At 59.5% G+C, this 20,704-nt stretch carries 18 protein-coding genes and 5 pseudogenes; 9 read left to right on the top strand and 14 right to left on the bottom strand.

Annotated elements, in window-relative coordinates; all coding sequences use genetic code 11:
- Positions 1–8: 8 nt before the first annotated feature.
- The 7 genes and pseudogenes from C8024_RS22810 to dusB all read right to left on the bottom strand — a co-directional run bounded on the left by C8024_RS22810 (position 9) and on the right by dusB (position 5,875).
- A complete protein-coding gene (locus C8024_RS22810; RefSeq protein WP_367947122.1) occupies positions 9–434 on the bottom strand; it encodes a PAS domain-containing sensor histidine kinase in 426 nt (141 codons plus the stop codon).
- On the bottom strand, positions 320–1,444 hold the full coding sequence (locus C8024_RS22805; RefSeq protein WP_367947121.1) for a HAMP domain-containing protein: 1,125 nt from the start codon (positions 1,442–1,444) through the stop codon (positions 320–322). The genes C8024_RS22810 and C8024_RS22805 overlap by 115 nt, the downstream gene beginning before the upstream one ends.
- The gene (locus C8024_RS22800; RefSeq protein WP_367947120.1) at positions 1,333–2,271 is read right to left on the bottom strand and encodes a hypothetical protein; all 939 of its coding nucleotides are present in this window, start codon (positions 2,269–2,271) and stop codon (positions 1,333–1,335) included. Before C8024_RS22800 ends, C8024_RS22805 begins: the two co-directional genes overlap by 112 nt.
- A 102-nt stretch (positions 2,272–2,373) precedes the next feature.
- A complete protein-coding gene (locus C8024_RS22795) occupies positions 2,374–2,694 on the bottom strand; it encodes a helix-turn-helix domain-containing protein (protein WP_367947119.1) in 321 nt (106 codons plus the stop codon).
- On the bottom strand, positions 2,691–3,770 hold the full coding sequence (locus C8024_RS03165) for a sigma 54-interacting transcriptional regulator (protein ID WP_367947123.1): 1,080 nt from the start codon (positions 3,768–3,770) through the stop codon (positions 2,691–2,693). Before C8024_RS03165 ends, C8024_RS22795 begins: the two co-directional genes overlap by 4 nt.
- A gap of 37 nt (positions 3,771–3,807) precedes the next feature.
- Positions 3,808–4,881 (bottom strand): nitrogen regulation protein NR(II), encoded by a 1,074-nt coding sequence (locus C8024_RS03160; protein WP_173202919.1) that lies wholly within the window; start codon positions 4,879–4,881, stop codon positions 3,808–3,810.
- Positions 4,881–5,875: pseudogene (dusB, locus tag C8024_RS03155) on the bottom strand (tRNA dihydrouridine synthase DusB). The gene C8024_RS03160 and the pseudogene dusB overlap by 1 nt, the downstream one beginning before the upstream one ends.
- Before the next feature lie 92 nt (positions 5,876–5,967).
- On the opposite strand from dusB, the gene C8024_RS03150 reads away from it, so the two are divergent.
- From C8024_RS03150 to C8024_RS03140, 3 genes and pseudogenes are all read left to right on the top strand, one after another.
- Positions 5,968–7,140, top strand: a complete 1,173-nt coding sequence (locus tag C8024_RS03150) for a bifunctional 2-C-methyl-D-erythritol 4-phosphate cytidylyltransferase/2-C-methyl-D-erythritol 2,4-cyclodiphosphate synthase (protein WP_173202918.1) — start codon at positions 5,968–5,970, stop codon at positions 7,138–7,140.
- A 4-nt stretch (positions 7,141–7,144) separates the two neighbouring features.
- Positions 7,145–7,663: a hypothetical protein gene (locus C8024_RS03145; protein ID WP_173202917.1), complete on the top strand. Its 519-nt coding sequence runs from the start codon at positions 7,145–7,147 to the stop codon at positions 7,661–7,663.
- 15 nt (positions 7,664–7,678) lie between these two features.
- A pseudogene (locus tag C8024_RS03140) lies at positions 7,679–8,193 on the top strand (CinA family protein).
- Here C8024_RS03140 and C8024_RS03135 read toward each other — a convergent pair.
- Both C8024_RS03135 and lipA read right to left on the bottom strand, forming a co-directional pair.
- Positions 8,142–8,627 (bottom strand): type II toxin-antitoxin system RatA family toxin, encoded by a 486-nt coding sequence (locus C8024_RS03135; RefSeq protein WP_100094734.1) that lies wholly within the window; start codon positions 8,625–8,627, stop codon positions 8,142–8,144. The pseudogene C8024_RS03140 and the gene C8024_RS03135 sit on opposite strands and share 52 nt — an antisense overlap.
- Positions 8,614–9,567: a lipoyl synthase gene (gene lipA, locus C8024_RS03130; protein ID WP_173202916.1), complete on the bottom strand. Its 954-nt coding sequence runs from the start codon at positions 9,565–9,567 to the stop codon at positions 8,614–8,616. Before lipA ends, C8024_RS03135 begins: the two co-directional genes overlap by 14 nt.
- Positions 9,568–9,631: 64 nt before the next feature.
- On the opposite strand from lipA, the gene C8024_RS03125 reads away from it, so the two are divergent.
- The 4 genes from C8024_RS03125 to C8024_RS03110 all read left to right on the top strand — a co-directional run bounded on the left by C8024_RS03125 (position 9,632) and on the right by C8024_RS03110 (position 13,630).
- Positions 9,632–10,273 (top strand): carbonic anhydrase, encoded by a 642-nt coding sequence (locus tag C8024_RS03125; RefSeq protein WP_173202915.1) that lies wholly within the window; start codon positions 9,632–9,634, stop codon positions 10,271–10,273.
- A gap of 295 nt (positions 10,274–10,568) precedes the next feature.
- A complete protein-coding gene (locus C8024_RS03120) occupies positions 10,569–11,333 on the top strand; it encodes an NYN domain-containing protein (protein ID WP_100094732.1) in 765 nt (254 codons plus the stop codon).
- 265 nt (positions 11,334–11,598) lie between these two features.
- Positions 11,599–13,068 carry a sodium/proline symporter PutP gene (gene putP, locus C8024_RS03115; RefSeq protein ID WP_173202914.1) on the top strand — a complete coding sequence of 490 codons (1,470 nt, stop codon included), beginning with the start codon at positions 11,599–11,601 and terminating at the stop codon, positions 13,066–13,068.
- Positions 13,069–13,330: 262 nt separating this feature from the next.
- Positions 13,331–13,630 (top strand): endonuclease domain-containing protein, encoded by a 300-nt coding sequence (locus C8024_RS03110; protein WP_173202913.1) that lies wholly within the window; start codon positions 13,331–13,333, stop codon positions 13,628–13,630.
- 187 nt (positions 13,631–13,817) lie between these two features.
- Here C8024_RS03110 and ettA read toward each other — a convergent pair.
- Positions 13,818–15,496, bottom strand: a pseudogene (gene ettA, locus C8024_RS03105) (energy-dependent translational throttle protein EttA).
- Between the two features lie 197 nt (positions 15,497–15,693).
- Here ettA and C8024_RS03100 point away from each other — a divergent pair.
- Positions 15,694–17,082 carry a M28 family peptidase gene (locus C8024_RS03100; protein ID WP_173202912.1) on the top strand — a complete coding sequence of 463 codons (1,389 nt, stop codon included), beginning with the start codon at positions 15,694–15,696 and terminating at the stop codon, positions 17,080–17,082.
- Positions 17,079–17,327, top strand: a complete 249-nt coding sequence (locus tag C8024_RS03095) for a hypothetical protein (protein ID WP_173202911.1) — start codon at positions 17,079–17,081, stop codon at positions 17,325–17,327. Before C8024_RS03100 ends, C8024_RS03095 begins: the two co-directional genes overlap by 4 nt.
- Positions 17,328–17,383: 56 nt before the next feature.
- Here C8024_RS03095 and C8024_RS22790 read toward each other — a convergent pair whose 3' ends face one another.
- The 4 genes and pseudogenes from C8024_RS22790 to C8024_RS03075 form a co-directional block, all read right to left on the bottom strand.
- Positions 17,384–18,769 carry a HAMP domain-containing sensor histidine kinase gene (locus C8024_RS22790; protein WP_173202910.1) on the bottom strand — a complete coding sequence of 462 codons (1,386 nt, stop codon included), beginning with the start codon at positions 18,767–18,769 and terminating at the stop codon, positions 17,384–17,386.
- Positions 18,766–19,484: pseudogene (locus tag C8024_RS03085) on the bottom strand (response regulator). Before C8024_RS03085 ends, C8024_RS22790 begins: the two are co-directional and overlap by 4 nt.
- 102 nt (positions 19,485–19,586) lie before the next feature.
- Entirely contained in the window at positions 19,587–20,204 is a 618-nt protein-coding gene (locus C8024_RS03080) for a hypothetical protein (RefSeq protein ID WP_173202909.1), read from the bottom strand.
- A gap of 222 nt (positions 20,205–20,426) precedes the next feature.
- Positions 20,427–20,704: pseudogene (locus C8024_RS03075) on the bottom strand (hypothetical protein); the annotation flags it as partial.

Raw genomic sequence — 20,704 nt, 5'->3', positions numbered from 1 at the left:
TCTATTGCTCATTGTTCACTATCTTCAGATGCCGGCCCATCTCGGTCCGGGATTTCTGCCGTCCCGTGCGACAATCGCGCCAGTTGCGACGGGCTAAGCCGGATCGTTACGCGCGTGCCGCCATCGGGTGCGTCGCTGAATTTCATTTCGCCGAAATGTTCCTCGATGATCTTCTTGACGATCGCGAGGCCCAGTCCGGTGCCGCTGGCCCGGGTCGTCATATAGGGCTCGACAATCCGGTCGCGTTCGATCGGCAGACCGATGCCATTGTCGGTCAGCTCAATAACGACAAGCTGGTTCTCGTTGCGGATCGCCAGTGCTATTTCGCCATCGGAAACCTGGAAATCGGCGCTGGATTCGGCTTTCTGCTCAATTGCTTCTGCAGCATTTTTGATGATATTGGTGAAGGCCTGCCCCAGTTGTCGGCGTCGCATACAAGCGACACCGGCTGCTCATCAGAGATGAAATTGAATGTGATGGCCGGCCATGCGACATCCTGCATGAACAGCGCCTGTTTCAGGACATCATCGAGATTTTCCTTGCGGAAAACCGGCTTGGGCATCCGCGCGAAAGAGGAAAATTCGTCGACGATATTTCGCAGGTCGCCGACCTGCCGGATGATCGTATTGGTGAGATTTTCAAACACGGTGACATCTTCGGTCATCCGCGAGCCGAATCTGCGCTGCAGCCTTTCAGCAGCCAGCTGGATCGGGGTCAGCGGATTCTTGATTTCGTGCGCGATCCGCCGGGCGACATCGGACCAGGCCGCGCGCCGCTGGTCGAGCAGTTGCTGGGTGATGTCCTCGAAGGTGATGACATGTCCGGTGGGCCCGCCGACGATCTTGACCGCCAAAGTCCGCATGTCCGAATCGGAAGCAAATTCGATGATGCTGTTTTCAACGCCGTCCCTGACCAGTTCGGCAAATTGCGGGGCTGCCTTGCCGATATCGGCATCGAGCAGATCGTCGATCGGTTTGGACAGCAGCGACTGGGCTTGCGAATTGACCAACCGGATTTCGCCTTTTTCGTCCAAGCTGATGATGCCGGCGGTGACCGATTCCAGAACCGCTTCGATGAAGGCGCGGCGGCTGCCCAGTTGCTCGTTCGCCGTGATCAGCGCGGTCGTCTGGGTTTCCAGCCGCTCGGTCATCCGGTTGAACGCCCGTCCCAGCGTGCCGATCTCGTCATTTTCAAAGGTCGTGGGAACCCGCGTGGCCAGATCGCCTTCGGTGACCCGCTTGGCCGCGTGAACCAGATCGCTGACCGGTTTGACCATCCGGTCGGCGACCGCCAGTGCGATCCACAACACCAGCCCGACGATCAGCAGCGAAATCACGAAGAGGGCGATATTGAACTGCAGCTGCAGGCTGCGTGAGCGGGAAAACAGGTCCTCATAGTCGGCGAGGACCGATTGCGCCCTCTCCCACTGGCTGAGCGCCAGCATGTCGGAGTCGCGCGCGCGTACAGAAATATACGCGATTTCAGGTCGAGCGCGGTAACCGCCTCAATCTTGTCCGGTCTTGCCGTCACGACATAGCTCTGTCCCTCCTGCAACTGTTTCAGCACGGCATCGGTGATCTTCGGTTGCTGATCGCCGTCATCGGGATCCACCGCCGCTGCCGTGCGCGCGACGCCATCTGTCCCATATTCGATGATCGCCGATTCATTGAGCTTGCGCGACAGCACCTGAAAGACATAGCCCTCGGCAAATTCCGGGCTTTCCAGATTGGCCTGTTGCAAATAGTTGCGCAAATCATTGGCCATGGTGATCGTTTCTTCACCGACCTCGCGCTGGTTTTGCTCATAATAGCCGCGCGCCAGATCATTGGCATTTTCCAGCATGCCGCGGGCGCGGTCGGAAAACCAGAATTCCACGCCATATTGGAACAATAGCGACGCAAAGATCACCACCAGTACCATCGGGATGCTTGCCACCAGCGAGAACAGGGCGACCAGCCGCACGTGCAGGCGCCCCTTGCTGCCGATCGAGGACTGCGCTGCCCTGCCCTTGGCGATCCGGCGCCCGAACAGGACCAGCAAGGTCATCGCCGGGATCAGGTTTGCAACCAGCAGCGCCGCGGTCAGCGGCGGCGAGATGAAGTCGGTCTGGTCGGATTGTGTGCGCAGCAGGAAATAGGTGGCCAGCATGATCGCGCCGAACAGCAGCGCCACGATCCATTCCACCCGCCGCATGACCGCCTCTTTTTCGGCCATCAGGGAAAGACGCCGCAGCCAGTTGGGGACACGCTGTTCCGTCAGGGGGGTGGACACTGTCATTGTGCTTTCAATACAACAGTTTCGTTGCAGAAAAAGCACTAATATTGTAAAAATATCACGGTTGGGCGAAGCAATCCGTCACTTCATCGCGGCCCGTCATTTCGACTCGGACGGGTCGATCTGATATTCATTGAGCTTCTTGCGCAGCGTGTTGCGGTTGATCCCGAGGATTTTTGCGGCCTTGATCTGGTTGCCGTGGGCGTGGTGCATCATCTCGGTCAGCAGCGGCTTCTCGAACTTCTCCAGGGCCTGGGCGTAGAGATTTTCCCTTTCCGGCGCGGCCATCAGGTCGAGCACAATCGACTTGATATGGGCCTCGAATTCCATATTCGCCGATTCCACCCGGTCCTCGCTGCGTTCGGCGGCGAGTATCTGCCGGATGGCGTCCTCGGACAGCGTGTCCTCCCGGCCGGTCACGACCAGCCGGTAGATGACATTTTCAGCTCCCGGACATTACCGCGCCAATAATGGTGGCAGAGCAGGTTCATGCCCTCCTGCGAGATCTGCTTGTGCGGCAGGCCTTCGGTGACCGCGAGCTTGAGGAAATGCTTGGTCAGGGCGGGAATATCGCTGGCCCGCTCGCGGAGCGGTGGCAGTTCGATCGGCACCACATTGATCCGGTAGTAGAGATCCTCGCGGAATTTCCCTTCCTCGATCAGCTCGAGAAAATCGTGGTTGGTCGCGGCGATGATGCGGACGTCGAGCTTGACCAGCCCCTTGCCACCGACACGGTTGATCTCGCCCGATTGCAGCGCGCGCAGCAGACGGGTCTGGGCATGCATCGGCATGTCGCCGATCTCGTCGAGGAACAGCGTGCCGCCCTGCGCCTGCTCGAACTTGCCCGAGGCATTGGCAACCGCACCGGTGAAGGCGCCCTTTTCGTGGCCAAACAGCTCCGCCTCGATCAGTTCCGATGGAATCGCCGCCATGTTGACCGCGATGAACGGACCGGATTTGCGGTGGCCGAGGCTGTGGATCGCTTCGGCGACCAGTTCCTTGCCGGTACCCGATTCGCCCAGCACCAGCACCGACAGATCGTTTTTCAGCAGCCGGGCGATCATCCGGTAGACCTCCTGCATCGCCGGGCTGCGGCCGACCAGCGGCAGGCTTTCCTCGTCCATCGACGGTTCGATCGGCTGGATATTCTTCGGTTTCAGCGCCTGGCCGACGACTTCTACCAGCTCGTCGAGATCGAACGGCTTGGGCAGATATTCAAAGGCCCCGGTCTCCGACGCGCGGACCGCGGTGTTGAGCGTGTTCTGGGCGGAAATGATGATGATCGGGATATCCGGATGGGTCGCCTTGACGCTGTCGAGCGAGGATATGCCGTCGCCCTCCCCCTCGCCCAGCCCGACGTCGGTGAGCAGCAGATCATAATGGCTGCTCGACATCAGCGCGTCGCGCTCTGCGATCGACTTGCAATTCTCCACTTCATAGCCCTCGGCGCGCAGGGCGGTGATGATGACATGGCTGACCGACAGATCGTCTTCCACCAATATGATTTTTCTTTGGCCATGATTTGTCCTGACGTCAGTTTTTCGGAGCAACGGGAAGAAACAGGGTGAAGCGGCTCATCTCGTCCTGGTTTTCGCGGTCGTAGCGAATGCGCCCGTTCATATCCCGCATCAGCTTTTTCACCAGCGCGAGACCCAGCCCCTGCCCTTCCTTCTTGGTCGAGACGAAGGGCGAGAATATCTCCCGCTCCAGTTCGGCGGGAACGCCCGGCCCATTGTCGCAAACCATGATCTGGATCGGCAGGCGGATCGCCGCCGTTTGCCCCTGCGCTGACAGCGAAGCGCCGAAACTGTAACGGGTGATGATGCGGATCTGCGGGTCTGGCAGATGTTTGGTCGCGTCGACGGCATTGGCCAGCACATTGGTCAGCACCTGCATCATCGCGTCCGGGTCGATCAAAGCATCCGGCAACGAGGGATCGAACTTGTCGTGGATCTTCACTGCCTGACCGGTTGCCGCCTCGATCGATCGCCGCGCCCGATCGATCAGCGTGTGGATATTGACCGCCTTGGTCTGGGCCGGCTGATTGGAAGACAGGGTCTGCATCCGGTTGAGCAGATTGACCACTCGTTCCACTTCCGCGGTGATCATCTGGGTCAGCGGTTTCTGGCTTTCGTTCAGTTGCCGGTCGAGCAATTGCGCCGCGCCCTTGATCGCCGCCAGCGGGTTCTTGATCTCGTGGCTGAGAATGTCCGGCGCGCGGATGGCAAGATCGGACGGGTCATTATTCTCGTTTTCCAGAATCGGTCCATCCTGCGGCATCGGCGACAGGGAAATCAGACGCCATTCGGAATCCGAGGCCAGCGGATGAATGTCGAAATCGACGATGCCCAGCTTGCGATCGTCGCCGGAAATCATCACCCCGCGCGCGGTCAGGCTGATGTCCCGTTCGGTCAGCGCCCCGTCCAGTCTGGGATCGGAGAAGTGCAGGACCTGTCCGATCCTCCGTCCGACCAGATGCTTGGCGCTGGTGCCGAACAGCGCTTCCCCCGCGGGATTGACCCTGATGACCATATGGTCGGAGTCGACGACCAGCAAAGCGTGACTGAGCCCGGCCAGAATCTGTTCAGCCGGAGGCGTGCCGTCCATCAAGCAGCTGCTTTGTTCAGCCAGGGCGAATAAAATTCTTCCAGCATTTCGAGCACGATATAGGGGTCGCCTTCGCTGTTCGCCCGGTTGCGGAATTCTGCCGAGCCGGTCAGGCCCTTGGTGTACCAGCCGATATGCTTGCGTGCCACCTTGACGCCGACATCGTCGCCGTAGAGCTTCAGCATATCGCGATAATGTTCGTCGAGAATGGCATATTGCGTCGCGATGTCGGGATCGGGCAGCCGTTCCCCCGTCTTGAACCAGTGCATGAACTGGCCAAGCAGCCACGGCTTTCCATAAGCGCCACGACCGATCATCACACCATCCGCGCCGCTCAGTTCGAGCGCTTTCTCCCCGTCTTCGAGAGAGCAGATGTCACCATTGACGATCACCGGCAGAGAAACCGCCTGCTTGACCTTGCTGACAAATTCCCAGTCGGCGCTGTCGCGGTACATCTGGCAGCGGGTCCGCCCGTGCACGACGATCATCTTGGCTCCCAGGTCCTCGGCTATATGCGCCAGTTCCGGCGCATTGAGGCTTTGATGGTCCCAGCCCATCCGCATCTTGACGGTCACCGGTACGTCGACCGCCTCAACCGTCGCCTTGATCAGAGACGCAGCAAGCGGAAGGTCCCGCATCAGGCCGATCCGGCATCGCCGTTGACAACCTTCTTCACCGGGCACCCCATATTGATATCGATGATCTGCGCGCCGCGATCCGCGTTGAGCCTGGCGGCGTCTGCCATGACCGCAGGATCGCAGCCGGCGAGTTGCATCGACACCGGTTCCTCGGTCGCGTCCCAGGCGCATTTCTGCAACGACTGGCGCGTTTCCCGGATCATCGCCTGGCTGGCGATCATTTCCGTGACATTGAGCCCGGAACCAAATCGCCGGACCAGCTTGCGGAACGGCAAATCGGTGACACCGGTCATTGGCGCCAGAATGACCGGGCTCTCGATTTTCAAGTCGCCGATGAAGATGGGATCAAGTTTCATATCTACTGCCTAAAATTTAAGCAGCCTCTATCGCCAAATCAATTTTGAGGCAAGAATTGCTTCATCCCCTTTCTCGGCGTAGATCGCGATTCATGGTTGCAGCCCCCGATCCTTCCCAGCAGACCCACGCGCTGATTGTAGCCGCCGGTGTCGGCGCGCGGGCAGGACTGGGCATCCCGAAACAATACGAAATTATTGGCGGCAAGCCGATGGTCCGGCACAGCGTCGAGCGGCTTTCGGCCCATCCCGACATTGACCGGATCTGGATCGTGGTCGCGGCGGGACAGGAAGAACTGTTAAATCAGACTCTTGCCCCCCTTTCCTCTTACAAGATCGTGATCGGCGGCGCTACCCGGCAGCAATCGGTCTACAACGGGTTGAGGGCTATTTTGCAGGCCGGCGGCGCCAGAAATATTCTGGTTCACGATGCCGCGCGCCCCTTTCTCCCCGATAGCGTGATTGACCGTCTTCTGGACGGGCTGGAAACGGCGTCGGCCGCCATTCCGGTTCTGCCCTGCGTCGATACGATGGTGAAACTGACCGGCGACCGGCTCGACCGGACGGTTGACCGGGAAAGCCTTTGGCGGGTGCAAACCCCGCAAGCCTTTGACTTCCGGAAGCTGGTCGCGGCCCATGAAAATTTTGCCGCCGGTCAGGATGCCAGCGATGATGCGCAGATTTTCCAGGCCGCCGGGCACGCGGTATCGACGGTCGAGGGTGACGAAGCGCTCAAGAAATATACGTTGCCCGGAGATTTTGCCGCAGAAGGAACAGAATATATGCGCCAGACACGTACCGGGATGGGCTATGATGTGCACCGGTTGGCCGCCGGCGAGGATTTATGGCTGGGCGGTGTCAAAATCGATCACGACAAAGGCCTTGCCGGGCACAGCGATGCCGATGTCCTGCTGCACGCGCTGACCGATGCCTTGCTCGGAACGATCGCAGCGGGCGATATAGGCGACCATTTTCCGCCTTCGGACCCGCAATGGCGCGGCGCGGCTTCTTCGCGATTCGTCGAACATGCGGTATCGCTGATTGGCGAAAAAGGCGGCTCGATCCAGAATGTCGATATGACGATCATCTGCGAGGCGCCGAAAATAAAGCCGCACCGGGATGCCATAAGGGAGAATATTGCAACGCTGCTCAATCTTGGCCAGGATAGGGTCAGCGTCAAAGCGACGACCACCGAGGGCCTGGGCTTTGCCGGGCGCAAGGAAGGTATAGCGGCGCAAGCCATCGCCACAATCATATTGGAAGGATAGAAAAATGAAAAAGCTTGCTTGCTGCGTCACCTTGCTCAGCGCGCTCAACATCGGCGCCGCCCAGGCGGCCGAAACACGGGCCTGCGTTTCGCCCGAACAGGCCAATGCGATATTCACCTATATCCTGCCGGTAGTATTTGAGGCGGCGGGTACGAAATGCAGCCCCTATCTCGATCAGGACGTGGCCCTGATGCAGCATAAATCGAATTCCTACGAGAAATATACCACCGCGTCGGAGCAGGCCTGGCCAACGGCCAAGCTCGGTATCAAGATCATGTTCGGCGAAAAAATGCCGGAAAGCATGGATGTCGAAGCCATGCGCCCGTTCCTGGACGGCCTTGTGACCGCCATGGTCAGCGATGGAATCAAGCCCAAAAGCTGTGCGACGATCAGCGAGGCTTACACATTGCTGGAACCCCTGCCGCCGTCGAATGTTGGTGGATTGATCGGGCTGTTCATGAAACTCGGTTCGCAAGGCGACAAGAAACCACCGATAAACATTTGTGAAACGGCGAAGAAATAGGCTAACCGCACACCCATGCAAAATCTTCTTCCCCCCGAACTGGCCGCGCTGGCTGCCAAGGTGATCGAACAGAACCGCAAGATCGGCCGGCGGATTACCGTCGCCGAAAGCTGTACTGGCGGTCTGGTCGCGGCTGCGTTGACCGAAGTGGCTGGCAGCAGCGACGTGTTCGATTGCGGCTTCATCACCTATTCCAATGACGCCAAGCAGTCGATGGTGGGGGTCAGCGGTGATCTGCTCGAGACCTTTGGTGCGGTGTCCATCGCGGTCGCCTGGGAAATGGCGCAGGGGGCGCTCGAGCGCTCGGGCTGCGATGTCGCAGTGGCGATCACCGGAGTCGCAGGACCCGGCGGCGGGACCGAAAAAAGCCGGTTGGTACGGTGGTTTTTGCCAAGGCCGAAAAAGGCAAGAGCGTCGATGATGTGGTCGCCGACCGCAAGAATTTCGGCGACGACAAGAGCCGGGCCGATATCCGCTTTCAGGCCGTGCTGGTCGCGCTCGAACTGCTGCTGCCCGAAGACAGCGAGTAGCTGCTGCCGTAAATTTCGCCAGCGCGGTCGACAAAGGCGCTGGTCATCTTGTGCAGCGCCTTGGCGAACATCTGTCCGGCCAGTTTCTCGAACATCCGGTTCTTGAAGGTGAATTCGACGTAGAAGTCGACATGGCAGCCACCGCCGTCGCGCGACCGGAATCGCCATTCATTGTGCAACTGCTTCAGCGGGCCGTCGAGATAGTCGACATCGATCGACTGGTTGTGCGCCTTGATCACCCGTGACGAGAATTGCTCGCGCAGGCCCTTGAAACCGACCAGAACATCGGCGAGCATTTCGGTTTCACTGTCGGCCCGTATCCGCGTGCCGACAACCCAGGGCAGAAATTCCTGATAGCGTCCGACATCGGCGACCAGCGCGTACATTTGCGCGGCGCTATAGGGCAGGTCGCGGGTTTCCCTATGGACGGGCATTCAGTTCACCGGAACGCGCCAGCTTTTCCTCGCGCGCCTGCCGCATCTTCGCAAAATCCTCGCCGGCGTGATAGCTGGAACGGGTCAGCGGACTGGAAGCAACCAGCAGGAAGCCCTTGGCGCGGGCGACGGAGGCATAAGCGTCAAAGGCCTGCGGCTTGACGAATTCGCTGACTTTCACATGTTTGGTCGTCGGCTGCAGATATTGGCCCATCGTCAGAAAATCGATATCGGCGCTGCGCATATCGTCCATCACCTGATGCACTTCCAGCCGCTGTTCGCTGAGACCAAGCATGATGCCGGACTTGGTGAAGATCGACGGATCGAGCCGCTTGACCTGCTCCAGCAGCCGCAGCGAGGCATAATAGCGCGCGCCGGGACGGATCGTCGGATAGAGGCGCGGTACGGTTTCCAGATTATGGTTATAGACGTCGGGACGGGAGGCGACGATGGCCTCGACCGCCGCTTCGGTCTTGTTGCGGAAGTCCGGGGTCAATATCTCGATCGTGGTTTTCGGTGTCGTCCGGCGCAAGGCCTCGATCACTTTCACGAACTGGCTGGCGCCGCCATCGGGCAGATCATCGCGATCGACCGAGGTGATCACAATATGCTCCAGCCCCAGCTTGGCGGCGGCATCGGCGGTGTGCTGCGGCTCCAGCGGGTCCACCGGCATCGGCATGCCGGTCTTGACGTTGCAGAAAGCACAGGCCCTTGTGCAGACGTCGCCGAGGATCATCACCGTAGCGTGCTTCTTGGTCCAGCATTCGCCGATATTCGGGCAGGCTGCCTCTTCACAAACCGTGTTAAGTTTATGCTCGCGCATCAGCGCGCGGGTCTTCTCGAATTCCGCGCCCATCGGGGCCTTGACGCGAATCCAGTCGGGCTTGCGCAGGCGTTCGGGGCGAGGCTCCGGCGGAGTGATCTTGGTGATTTCGTTCATTTCTATCAGATAGGGAAAGAAAACCGCTCTTGCCACCCCCAAAACCGGTGATATGGATTGAAACATGACAAAATTTTCAGACCTTCTCGATGGCTATCGCCGTTTCCGTTCCGACCAGTGGCAGACGCAGCGGCAACGCTGGGACGAGCTGAAGGAAGGCCAGAGCCCGAAGGTGATGATCATCGCCTGCAGCGACAGCCGCGTCGACCCGACGCAGATTTTCGACACCAACCCCGGCGAGACCTTCATCGTCCGCAATGTGGCCGCTCTGGTGCCGCCGTTCGAGACCACACCGGGCCAGCATGGCGTCTCGGCCGCGCTGGAATTTGCCGTCCAGTTTCTCAAGGTCGAGGAAGTGGTCGTCATGGGCCATGGCAGCTGCGGCGGTTGCGCTGCTGCGCTGTCGGAGCAGATGAAGGACATGCCGCACGGCAAGGGCGGCTTTATCGCCGACTGGATCACCCTGCTCGACGATGCCCGGTCCAAGGTCGCGCACGAGCACGGAGATCTCGGCAGCAGCGCCGCCCAGCTGGCGATGGAACATGAAGGCGTCAGAACCAGCCTCGCCAATTTGCGGACCTTCCCCTGCATTCAGGAAAAAGAAGCGGAAGGCTCGATTCGCCTGATTGGCGCCTGGTTCGCGATTGCCGAGGGAAAAATGCATGTCCTCGATCAGGAAAGCGACCAATTTGCGGTCGTGGACTGAACGGAACTTGTGAACCCCGTAATTTCAGTGACTTGATTCGCTGTCTTGAGAATGTAACGAATCTTGTCCTTTGGTTTCGCGCCTATTGTGCCGGCGAACTTTACAAACTTTACACTGTTATAAAAAATTCCCTGTTCCCGGAACCAGGCCGAGCTTAAGCGCATGCGCCAGCGGTGTTCGCGCGCAATCGATATGCTGCCTGTCAAAGAGCCACGCCTCATATAATCGATCCACCCCGCTGTAGGACAGCGTTTTTCCTCTTGAACGCCCTCCCCCCGCGGTCCATCAAAGCGTCATGAACCAACATAATGACAATATCGCCCTGCTGATCGATTCCGACAATGCCAGTCACAACGGCCTCGATCCCGTACTGACCGCCCTGGCCGAGCTGGGTACGGTGAATATCCGCCGCGCCTATGGGAACTGGCGCAAACAGTCGCTCAAGGGCTGGGTCGACATCCTGCACAAATATGGTGTCGAGCCGCAGCAGCAGTTCGACATGACGAAGGGCAAGAATGCCACCGACATGAAGATGACAATCGACGCGATGGACCTGCTGTTCCGCGGTAATGTTACCGGTTTCGGGATCATGAGCAGCGACAGCGACTTCATGCCGCTGGCCATGCGCATCCGGCAGGAAGGCCTGCCCGTCTACGGTTTCGGCAGCGCCAAGACGCCAGAAGCCTTCAAACAGGCCTGCAGCCGCTTTATCGACGTGGATGCGCTGATCAAGGCGGACAAGCGGCACCGTGTTGGCGGCAGCAAAAGTGACGTCAAGACGTCAGCCAAGTCCGATGGCGCCGCTGGATCTGGCGAAAGCAGCGGCGGCAAGGTGGATGACGAACTGCTCAACCTGCTGATCGACGCTTATCAGGCGACCAAACGTGACGCCGAGGGCTATGCCAGCCTGAGCGAGGTCGGCAAGATTGCCGGCAACCGGTCGAGTTTCGATGTGCGCAACTACGGCTTCTCCCGGCTGTCGGAAATGTTCGAAGAGGTTCCGAACTTCCAGACCAAACGCGATGAAAACGGGCAATTATTTGTGAAACGGCTGCGGTGAGCACTCCTTCTCCCGTGAGGGCGAAGGATACAGAGCCTTATGACCCCGGATTTGATCCGGGGGAATTAGGCGGCGTTCGATGAGGGTGTTCTGTACTCTGAAGTGCAAAACACCCTCATCCAGCTTCGACTAGGCAGCAAGCTGCCAAGTCTGCACATCCTTCTCCCTCACGGGAGAAGGTACGCCATAACTGCCTCGGCCCGACGAAGCGGCTTCGCCAAAAGCCAGGTGGTGACTTGCGCGTCAAAATCGTTATGACCGTCGGATGCAAACCGGAGCCCTTATCTCACTCGCCCTTTATTTCATCGGCATGCTGGCCATCGGCTATTATGCGTGGCGCAAATCCACCGATAGCAGCGAAGGCTATCTGCTTGGCGGCAGAAACCTCCATCCCGCGGTAGCCGCCCTGTCTGCCGGGGCGTCCGACATGTCGGGCTGGCTGTTGCTTGGCCTGCCCGGTGCGCTTTATGCCGCCGGACTGGTCGAGGTGTGGATCGGCATCGGCCTGTTTCTGGGCGCGCTGGTCAACTGGATCGTCGTCGCGCCGCGCCTGCGCGAGCAGACCGAACGCATGGGCAACGCCCTCACCATCCCCGAATTTCTGGCCAACCGCTTTCCCGACAAGGCTTTGGCCCTGCGCGTGACATCCGCGATCATCATCGTCCTGTTCTTCGCCGTCTATACCGCAGCCGGTCTGGTCGGCGGCGGCAAATTGTTCGAGACCAGCTTTGCCGGACTGTTCGGCGATACCGGCATGAGCGACTATATGTCTGGCATCTGGATGACCGCCGGCGTGGTGCTCGCCTATACGATGGTCGGCGGCTTTCTCGCCGTCAGCCTGACGGATTTTGTCCAGGGCTGTATCATGGTCGTGGCGCTGGTGCTGATGCCGATCGTGGTGATGACCGACGATGGCGGGATCAGCGCGGTCAGCAGCCAGCTCGACGCGATCGACCCGAATTTCCTCAGCCTGACCGCGGGCCTGTCCTTCATCGGCTTTCTTTCCGCCGTCACCTGGGGCCTCGGCTATTTCGGCCAGCCGCATATCATCGTGCGCTTCATGGCAATCCGCTCGGTCGCGGACGTGCCCAAGGCGCGCAATATCGGCATGAGCTGGATGGGTGTTGCCCTGCTCGGCGCAATCGGCGTCGGCATCACCGGCCGCGCCTATGTCGAGATGAACGGACTGATTCTCGAGGATCCGGAAACCATCTTCATCCTGCTGGCCAACACATTGTTTCACCCGCTGATCACCGGCTTCCTGCTCGCCGCCCTGCTCGCCGCGATCATGAGCACGATCAGCTCGCAACTGCTGGTCTCCTCCAGTTCCCTGACCGAGGATTTCTACCGCCTGTTCCTGCGCAAGAATGCGAGCGAACGGGAAACCGTCAATGTCGGGCGGCTGTTTGTCGCGCTGGTCGCGCTGGTCGCGATCTATATCGCCCGCGATCCGGACAGTAAGGTATTGGGATTGGTGTCAAACGCCTGGGCCGGCTTCGGTGCGGCGTTCGGGCCGCTGATCCTGCTGTCGCTGACCTGGAAGCGGATGACCGGTGCTGGCGCGGTGTCTGGACTGGTCGTCGGTGCCGGCGTGGTGATCCTGTGGATTGCCATGGGCTGGAACAAGGAATTCATGGGTGGTTCCGGTGTTTACGAGATTATTCCCGGGTTTGTTGCGGCGCTGGTGGCGATTGTTGGGGTTAGCCTGGCGGGAAAACCGACCGCCACCGTTTGATACTGCCGGTCATTTTTCAGAGAAATTGTTGCGCCCCCCTTCTCCCGTGAGGGAGAAGGGTACAGAGCCTTATGAGCAGAGCGAATTAGGCGGCGTTGGATGAGGGTGTTCTGTACTCTCAAGCGCAGAACGCCCTCATCCAGCTACGACTAGGCAATGAATTGCCAAGTCTTCGCATCCTTCTCCCTCACGGGAGAAGGTGAAGGAGGGAGCATTGGGAGAGAAACGTCTAACCAGAAGAGCACGCTCGCTGCGCCGTGATATGACCGACGCTGAAAGCAAGCTCTGGTCGCGCCTCCGCAACCGGCAATTGGACAATGTCAAATTCGTAAAACAATTTCCCATCGGCCCTTATGTCGCAGACTTTGCCGCGAGGAGTATCAGGCTCGCAATCGAACTCGATGGTGGCCAGCACAGCGAAGGCAAGGATGCAGAGCGCACCAAGATCATCGAAGCCCACAGTTATCGCGTCATCCGCTTCTGGAACAATGATGTGATGGAGAATGTAGAAGGGGTATTGGAGGCGATAGTCAGGGAAATACACATCGCCAGAGGCAATTAGCCCCCTCTCCCTCAAGGGAGAGGATTGCGAAGACTCACGAACTTGTTCGTTAGTCGCAGCTGGGTGAGGGTTTACTGCGGGCAGAGTTGCTCACGAAACTATCGTCAGAACACCCTCATCCAACTCCGGCTAATTCGCTGCGCTCATAAGCCTGCATATCCTTCTCCCTCATGGGAGAAGGTGCGCATCAACGCGTCAATTTCTTATAAGCCACCCGCGTAGGCCGATCCGCCGCGTCACCCAAACGACGCCGCTTATCCTCTTCATAGGCCTCAAAGTTCCCTTCAAACCACTCCACATGGCTGTCGCCTTCGAACGCCAGGATATGGGTCGCGAGACGATCGAGGAAGAAGCGGTCATGCGAGATAACCACGGCGCAGCCGGCGAAGGTTTCGAGCGCGTCTTCGAGCGCGCGCAGGGTTTCGACGTCGAGATCGTTGGTCGGTTCATCGAGCAGCAGCACGTTGCCGCCTTCTTTCAGCATCTTGGCGAGATGGACGCGGTTGCGTTCACCGCCGGACAGCTGGCCAACCTTCTTCTGCTGGTCGACACCCTTGAAGTTGAACGCGCCGACATAGGCGCGGGTCTGGACTTCATTCTTGCCAAAGGTGAAATAATCATGGCCGCCGGAAATTTCTTCCCAGATATTTTTCGATGCGTCAAGTTCGTCCCGGCTCTGGTCGACATAGCCGAGCTTGACCGTGTCGCCCAGTTCGAGTGTTCCGCTGTCCGGGGTTTCCTGACCGGTGATAATCCGGAACAGGGTCGTCTTACCCGCGCCGTTGGCGCCGATAATGCCGACAATACCGCCCGGCGGCAGAGAAAATTCGAGATCTTCGAACAAGAGCTTGTCGCCATAGGCCTTGGTCAGCCCCTTGGCTTCGATCACCTTGGAGCCAAGCCGTTCCGGCGTCTGGATCAGAATCTGCGCCTTGCCGACAACGCGGTTTTCCTGAGAAGCCACGAGATCGTCAAAGGATTTGATACGCGCCTTGGACTTGGTCTGCCGCGCCTTGGGGCTCTGCCGCATCCATTGCAGCTCGTTTTCGATCGCCTTCTGGCGGCTCTTGTCCTCGCGCTCTTCCTGCGCCATCCGCTTGGCCTTGGCGTCGAGCCAGTTGGAATAATTGCCCTCGAACGGAATGCCCTTGCCGCGGTCGATTTCGAGCACCCAGTTCACGACATTGTCGAGGAAATAGCGGTCATGGGTGACGAGAATGACGTTGCCCGGATAGTCGATCAAATGCTTTTCGAGCCAGGCGACGCTTTCGGCATCGAGATGGTTGGTCGGTTCGTCGAGCATCAGGATTTCCGGCTTGTCGAGCAGCAGGCGGCAAAGCGCCACGCGGCGCTTCTCGCCACCGGAGAGATCGGTCACCGGACTGTCGCCGGGCGGGCAGCGCAACGCTTCCATCGCGATTTCGAGCTGGTTGTCGAGGGTCCAGCCATCGACAGCGTCGATTTTTCCTGCAGCGTGCCCATTTCCTCCATCAGCGCGTCAAAATCCGCATCTTCCGGCGGGTCACCCATGATCGTGGAGATTTCGTTGAAGCGGGCGACCAGATCGGCGACTTCGCGGACGCCGTCCATGACATTTTCCTTGACCGTCTTGGTCTCGTCGAGATGCGGCTCCTGAGCCAGATAGCCAACGCGAATGCCCTCGCCTGCCCAGGCCTCGCCCTGAAATTCCTCGTCCTGACCGGCCATGATCTTCATCAGGGTCGACTTACCGGCGCCGTTCTTGCCGATGATGGCGATTTTCGTGCCCGGCAGGAATTGCAGGTGGATATTATCCAGAACCGGCTTGGGAGCACCGGGGAAAGTCTTGGTCAGACCTTTCATGACATAGCTATATTGGACGGCCATTATAAATTCTCTCTTATTCAAATGTCGCTAGCCCCGAGCCTGTCGAACGCACCGATCGGTCGGCAGGTCTCGGCAAGCGCAGCATTAACGGAAATTAGGGCTTGTTTGATGGACCATGTAGCTATTCCGACCGCCTGTCGCAAGAGACCATTGGCCAGCCTATTGGCAAACGAGATAAGGCGGGTTAGTCAGCCGGCATGAGAAAAATATCCACCCTGTTCGCCGGCGTGACCGCGCTGTCTTTGTCCACCGCCGCTCTGGCCCAGAATCATGATGCGATGACACTGCAGGCCAAGGCGCTGCAGGATGAAATCGCCTATGACATCGTCGAGGGGCTGACCACCGAGGTCGGGCCGCGACAGGCGGGTACCGAGCAAGAGGCACGGGCGCGGGACTGGTCGGTTGCCAGGCTGAAGGCCCTGGGTTTCCAGAATGTCCGCAGTGAGCCGTTTATGATGCCAACCTGGGTCCGCGGCGAAGAAACGGCGGCGGTTGTTGCGCCCTATCCGCAGAAGCTGATCGTCACCGCGCTCGGCAACAGCGGCAGCACGGGCGAGAAAGGGATTACTGCGGAGGTCGCCTATTTCGACTCGCTCGACGCGCTGAAAGCGGTGCCAGACGGCAGTCTCGACGGAAAAATCGCTTTTGTAACCCACAAGATGCACCGGGCGCAGGATGGTTCCGGCTATAGCGCTTTTGGTCCGATCCGCTGGTTCGGGCCGTCGATCGCCTCGCAGAAAGGTGCGGTAGCCTATGTCATCAAGTCGATCGGTACCGACTATCACCGCAATCCCCATACCGGCAGCACCGGCTTTGGTGAGGGCGTCAAAGCTATCCCGGCGGGCGCATTGTCGCTGCCCGATGCCGACAATCTCGAGCGGATGGTCAAGCTGGCGCGCAAGGACGGAAAGCCGGTCACGATGAATCTGGTGCTGACGCCGCAGAATATCGGCCAGCAGGAATCGGGCAATGTCATCGCCGAAGTGGTCGGGCGCGAGCCGGAACTGCCGATGATATTGGTCGCCTGTCATCTCGACAGCTGGGATTTGGCTACCGGTGCCTTTGACGATGCCGCAGGATGCGGGATCATCACGGCAGCGGCAAAGAATATCAAGGATCACGGCCAGCCCTTGCGCACGATCAGGCTGCTCTGGGCGGGCGCCGAGGAAGTCGGCATCTGGGGCGGCAAGGCCTATCGCGACGCCCATCGCGACAAGAAACACGCGATTGCCATGGAATCGGATTTTGGTGCCGACAAGGTCTGGCGGGTGGAGTTCACCCTGCCCGATGGCGCCAGGCCGGTAGCGGACGAAATAGCGTCCAGCCTGCTCAATCTGGGTATCGGCCGTTCTGCCGGCGCTGCCGGCGGCGGGGCGGATATCGGTCCGATCATCAGCGACAGCAATCTGGCGATCATCGACCTGCAGCAGGATGGCAGCCGCTATTTTGATCTCCACCACACGCCGGACGACACGCTCGACAAGATCGATCCCGAGCAATTGCGGCAGAATGTCGCGGCCTGGACCACGGTGCTGTCGATCATCGCCAATAGCGACGCGGACTTCACGATGCCGGTGAAACCATGAGCGCGCGGACGCTTCTCGGGCTGAGCGCCCTGCTTATCGCCGCCTGTTCCGAAACCCCGGTCGAGGAAAAGGGTGACGAGGCGATTGCCGAAATGGAGGCAGAAATCGAGGAGGATGCCCGGTCCCTGGAAAAAGCGGCTGATGAAGCGGCCAAGGTGATGGCCGAGGATATCGACGCCGAGATGGCGGCTGAAGGGATAAGCGCCACCGCCCAGGAAGCGCAACCGCAGGCAACTCTGAACTAGCACGCCTGCATAGCGGGCGGCCTGTCAAACGGCTGGCAATCAGCCCAGCGGCAATATCAGCGTGGCGCGTAGCCCGCCTTTTTCACGGTTTTCAGGATGATATCCCCGCCATGGTCACGCGCTATGGCGCGGGCCAGCGTCAGGCCCAGACCGGAACCGCCGGTTGCGCGATTCCGCGATGCGTCTCCGCGCAAAAAGGGCTCGAACATCGCGTCGATCCGCTCCTCGGGAATGCCGGGGCCGTCATCATCAACATGAATCAACAGGCTGCTACCGGACTTTTCCACAGAGATATCCGCAACCGTGCCGTAAAGCGTCGCATTGCCGACCAGATTGCGCAGCGCCCGGCGGACCAGGGTCTCGCGGACGGCGGCGATCTGCTTTTCGCCGCGCTGGTAGCGCACGTCGCGGCCGAGATCGCTGAACTCGTCGACGACCGTTTCGATCAGCGAGCGGATATCGACCGGATCAGACTGTTCGGCCGAGCGACCCAGTCGCGCCAGAGACAGGATGTCCTCGAGCATATTGTTCATATCCTCGATTCCCGCGACCATCCGCTCCCGTTCGCCCTCGTCCTCGACATTTTCCACACGCACCCGCAAGGCTGCCAGCGGCGTCCGCAGATCGTGGCCGATTGCGCCCAGCATCACGTCTTTTTCCTCGATCATCCGGGTCACGCGGCCGCTCATGTCGTTGAAGGCGCGGATCAGTTCCCGTGTGTCGGGCGGGCCCTGTTCTTCCAGTGCCGCGGTGGTGCCGGGCCGGAAAGACTGGGCGGTCGCGGTCAGCGATTTCAGCGGGCGTGAAATATAGCGGCCGAGCAAGATCAGCGGAATCAGCATCAGCAGATAGATAGTGACGGTCTGGAATATCAAGGTCCTGACCAGCAGGGGCGAACGTTCGCGCACGGCGGAGGCGATGCTGACCCACTGGCCGTCATCCTGCTGCGCGGAAATGATGATGAAACCCTTGGTTTCCGAAGTTTCAGGGCCGCCACCCATTGACCGGTTGATAGGATTTTTGCGCCGTTCATTGCGACCGGTGCCTATTACATGGCCCGTCATGTCACTCGCCAGATCGCCAAGCATTGTCGCGCGAATATCGGCAAAGCCGATGCCCATATTGGCAAAGGCCTGACCAGCCCGCGCTTCCAGTTCTGGCAGCCGCCGCATATCGTCGGTTACCGGGCTTTCCGCACTATATCGCAGTTGGCCCCAGCGCCGCGGCCGCATAGGATCGCGGCGCGACACCGGGCGATCGCTGGCCTGCCGTTCAAGACCGTAAGCAATGCGGGATACTGCAGAGGTCGAGGCTTCGACCAGATTCTGGTTCTGGGCGCCGCGATAGAGCAGGAAACTGTTGATCCCCTGCGCCAGCAACAGGATCAGCGCGACAACCAGCAGAAGCTGGCCGACCAGACTGTTGGGCCAAAGCCGCTTCACAGGGATTTTACCTCGCCGGCAAGCACATAGCCGCCGCCCCAGACGGTCTTGATGATTTCGGGGTTCTTGGGATCCGCCTCGATCTTGCGGCGCAGCCGGCTGATCTGGTTGTCAACCGCGCGGTCGAAGGCATGGGCCTCGCGGCCCTGGGTAATGTCGAGCAACTGGTCGCGGTTAAGCACCTTGCCGGCGCGGGATACCAGCGCCAGCAGCATCTGATATTCGCCGGTCGAGAGTGACACGCTCACGCCGTCGGCATCCACCAGGCTTCGCTTGTCGCATTTCAGCGTCCAGCCGGAAAATTGATAGGCGCCCCCGCTTGCGCCGTTTTGCGCGACACCGTTTTTTCGGCCCGGCGCAGCACGACCTTGATCCGCGCGACCAGTTCGCGCGGGCTGAAAGGTTTGGTGATATAGTCGTCGGCGCCCAGTTCGAGACCGATGATCCGTTCGGTTTCCTCGGTCTTGGCGCTGATGAAAATGACCGGGATATCGGTCTTGTCGGTGACAAAGCGGCACAGGCTGAGGCCGTCTTCGCCGGGCATCATGATGTCGAGCAGGATGATGTCGAAGTCATAAGCATTGAGCAGCGACCGCGCGATACTGGCGTCGGCGGCCTGCTGGACCTTGTAGCCCTGCTTGATCAGATATTCGGCCAGTGGCTCGCGGAGCGAGGCTTCGTCATCGACCAGCAATATGTGGGTCTTGTTCGTCATGGGTTCGCCCTATCACAGGTTCTGAAAAAGGAACGGACCGCCAGCCAATTTGGGGGAGAAGGGAGATGGCTGACGATCCGTTCGCAAAGAGTGGTTCAGGGATTAACCGCCTCTTTTATTCCGTTCGCCCTTGCCGGCCTTGAAGGCCGCCTGGCGTTCTTCCTTGGTCAGCTTGCCGTCCTTGTTGGCATCGGCCTTGTCGAAATGGGCCATTGCCGCTGCGGTAAATTCGGCCTTGCTGATCTTCTGGTCACCATTGGTGTCGGCGTTGCGCATCATCGCCATGCCGTGACCGCCACGCTTGTTGCCTTTGCCGCGCATGCCCTTGCCGCCGCGCTTGCCCTTCATGGCCTTGGCTTCTTCCTGGCTGAGCGTGCCATTGCCGTCCTTGTCGGCGCGGGCGAAGCGGGCAGCCTTGCGTTCAGCGCGGGCCGCTTCCATTTCGGCCTGGCTCAGTTCGCCGTCACCATTGGTGTCGGCCTTGGCAAAACGCTCGGTCCGCTGGGCGGAGCGTTCAGCGCGTTTCGCTTCGCGATCTTCCTTGGAGAGATAACCATCGCTGTTCACATCCATCTTGGCAAAGCGAGTGTTCAGCGATGCGGTCATTTCAGCCCGGCTGATCGCGCCGTCGGCATTGGTGTCAGCCCGCATGCCCCGGTCACCGGGTGCAGCAACGGCAACGCCGCCAGCCAGCAAAAGTGCAGTAGCGCTCGAAATCAAAATTGCTTTTTCATAATCTATTCCTCATGTTCCATTTCAGGGAAACGGTCTATCGTTCCGCCATGAATGTTCTTCTAATAGCCACTTGTCGCTGAACTTTGTCAGAACAGACAAAAATTGTCGCAAATTGTATCAATTGCCGGACATTGTTCATGATTGCGACAGATTGCAGCGTCCGGCAGCCGCTATGGGACACAGAAGGAGCGCCAGGGATGCGCGGATTCAGCTGTTCATGATCGTATAGCGGGCGGCGCCGGGCAGCTTGCACATGGTTTTCGAGACTTTCAGCTCCTCGCCATCGACAATCACGATATCGGCCAGAACCATGCACGGCGTGCCGTCGGGCAAGGCATTTTTGGACGAGACGGTCGAACTGCCCGAAACATTGTCGCGGACGCTGCTCTGCCATTCGACCTTTTTGCCGATTTCTCCACCCTCGGTGGCGATCTGGGTCGCTTCGGCTGCCTGCTCCTGCTCTTCGGGATAGAGTCGGCACGCGA

It is taken from the genome of Sphingopyxis sp. BSNA05, assembly GCF_013265645.1.
Lineage (GTDB): Bacteria > Pseudomonadota > Alphaproteobacteria > Sphingomonadales > Sphingomonadaceae > Parasphingorhabdus.
The sequence above is the reverse complement of the archived record's forward strand: the minus strand, read 5'-3'. Positions and strand labels throughout refer to the sequence as shown.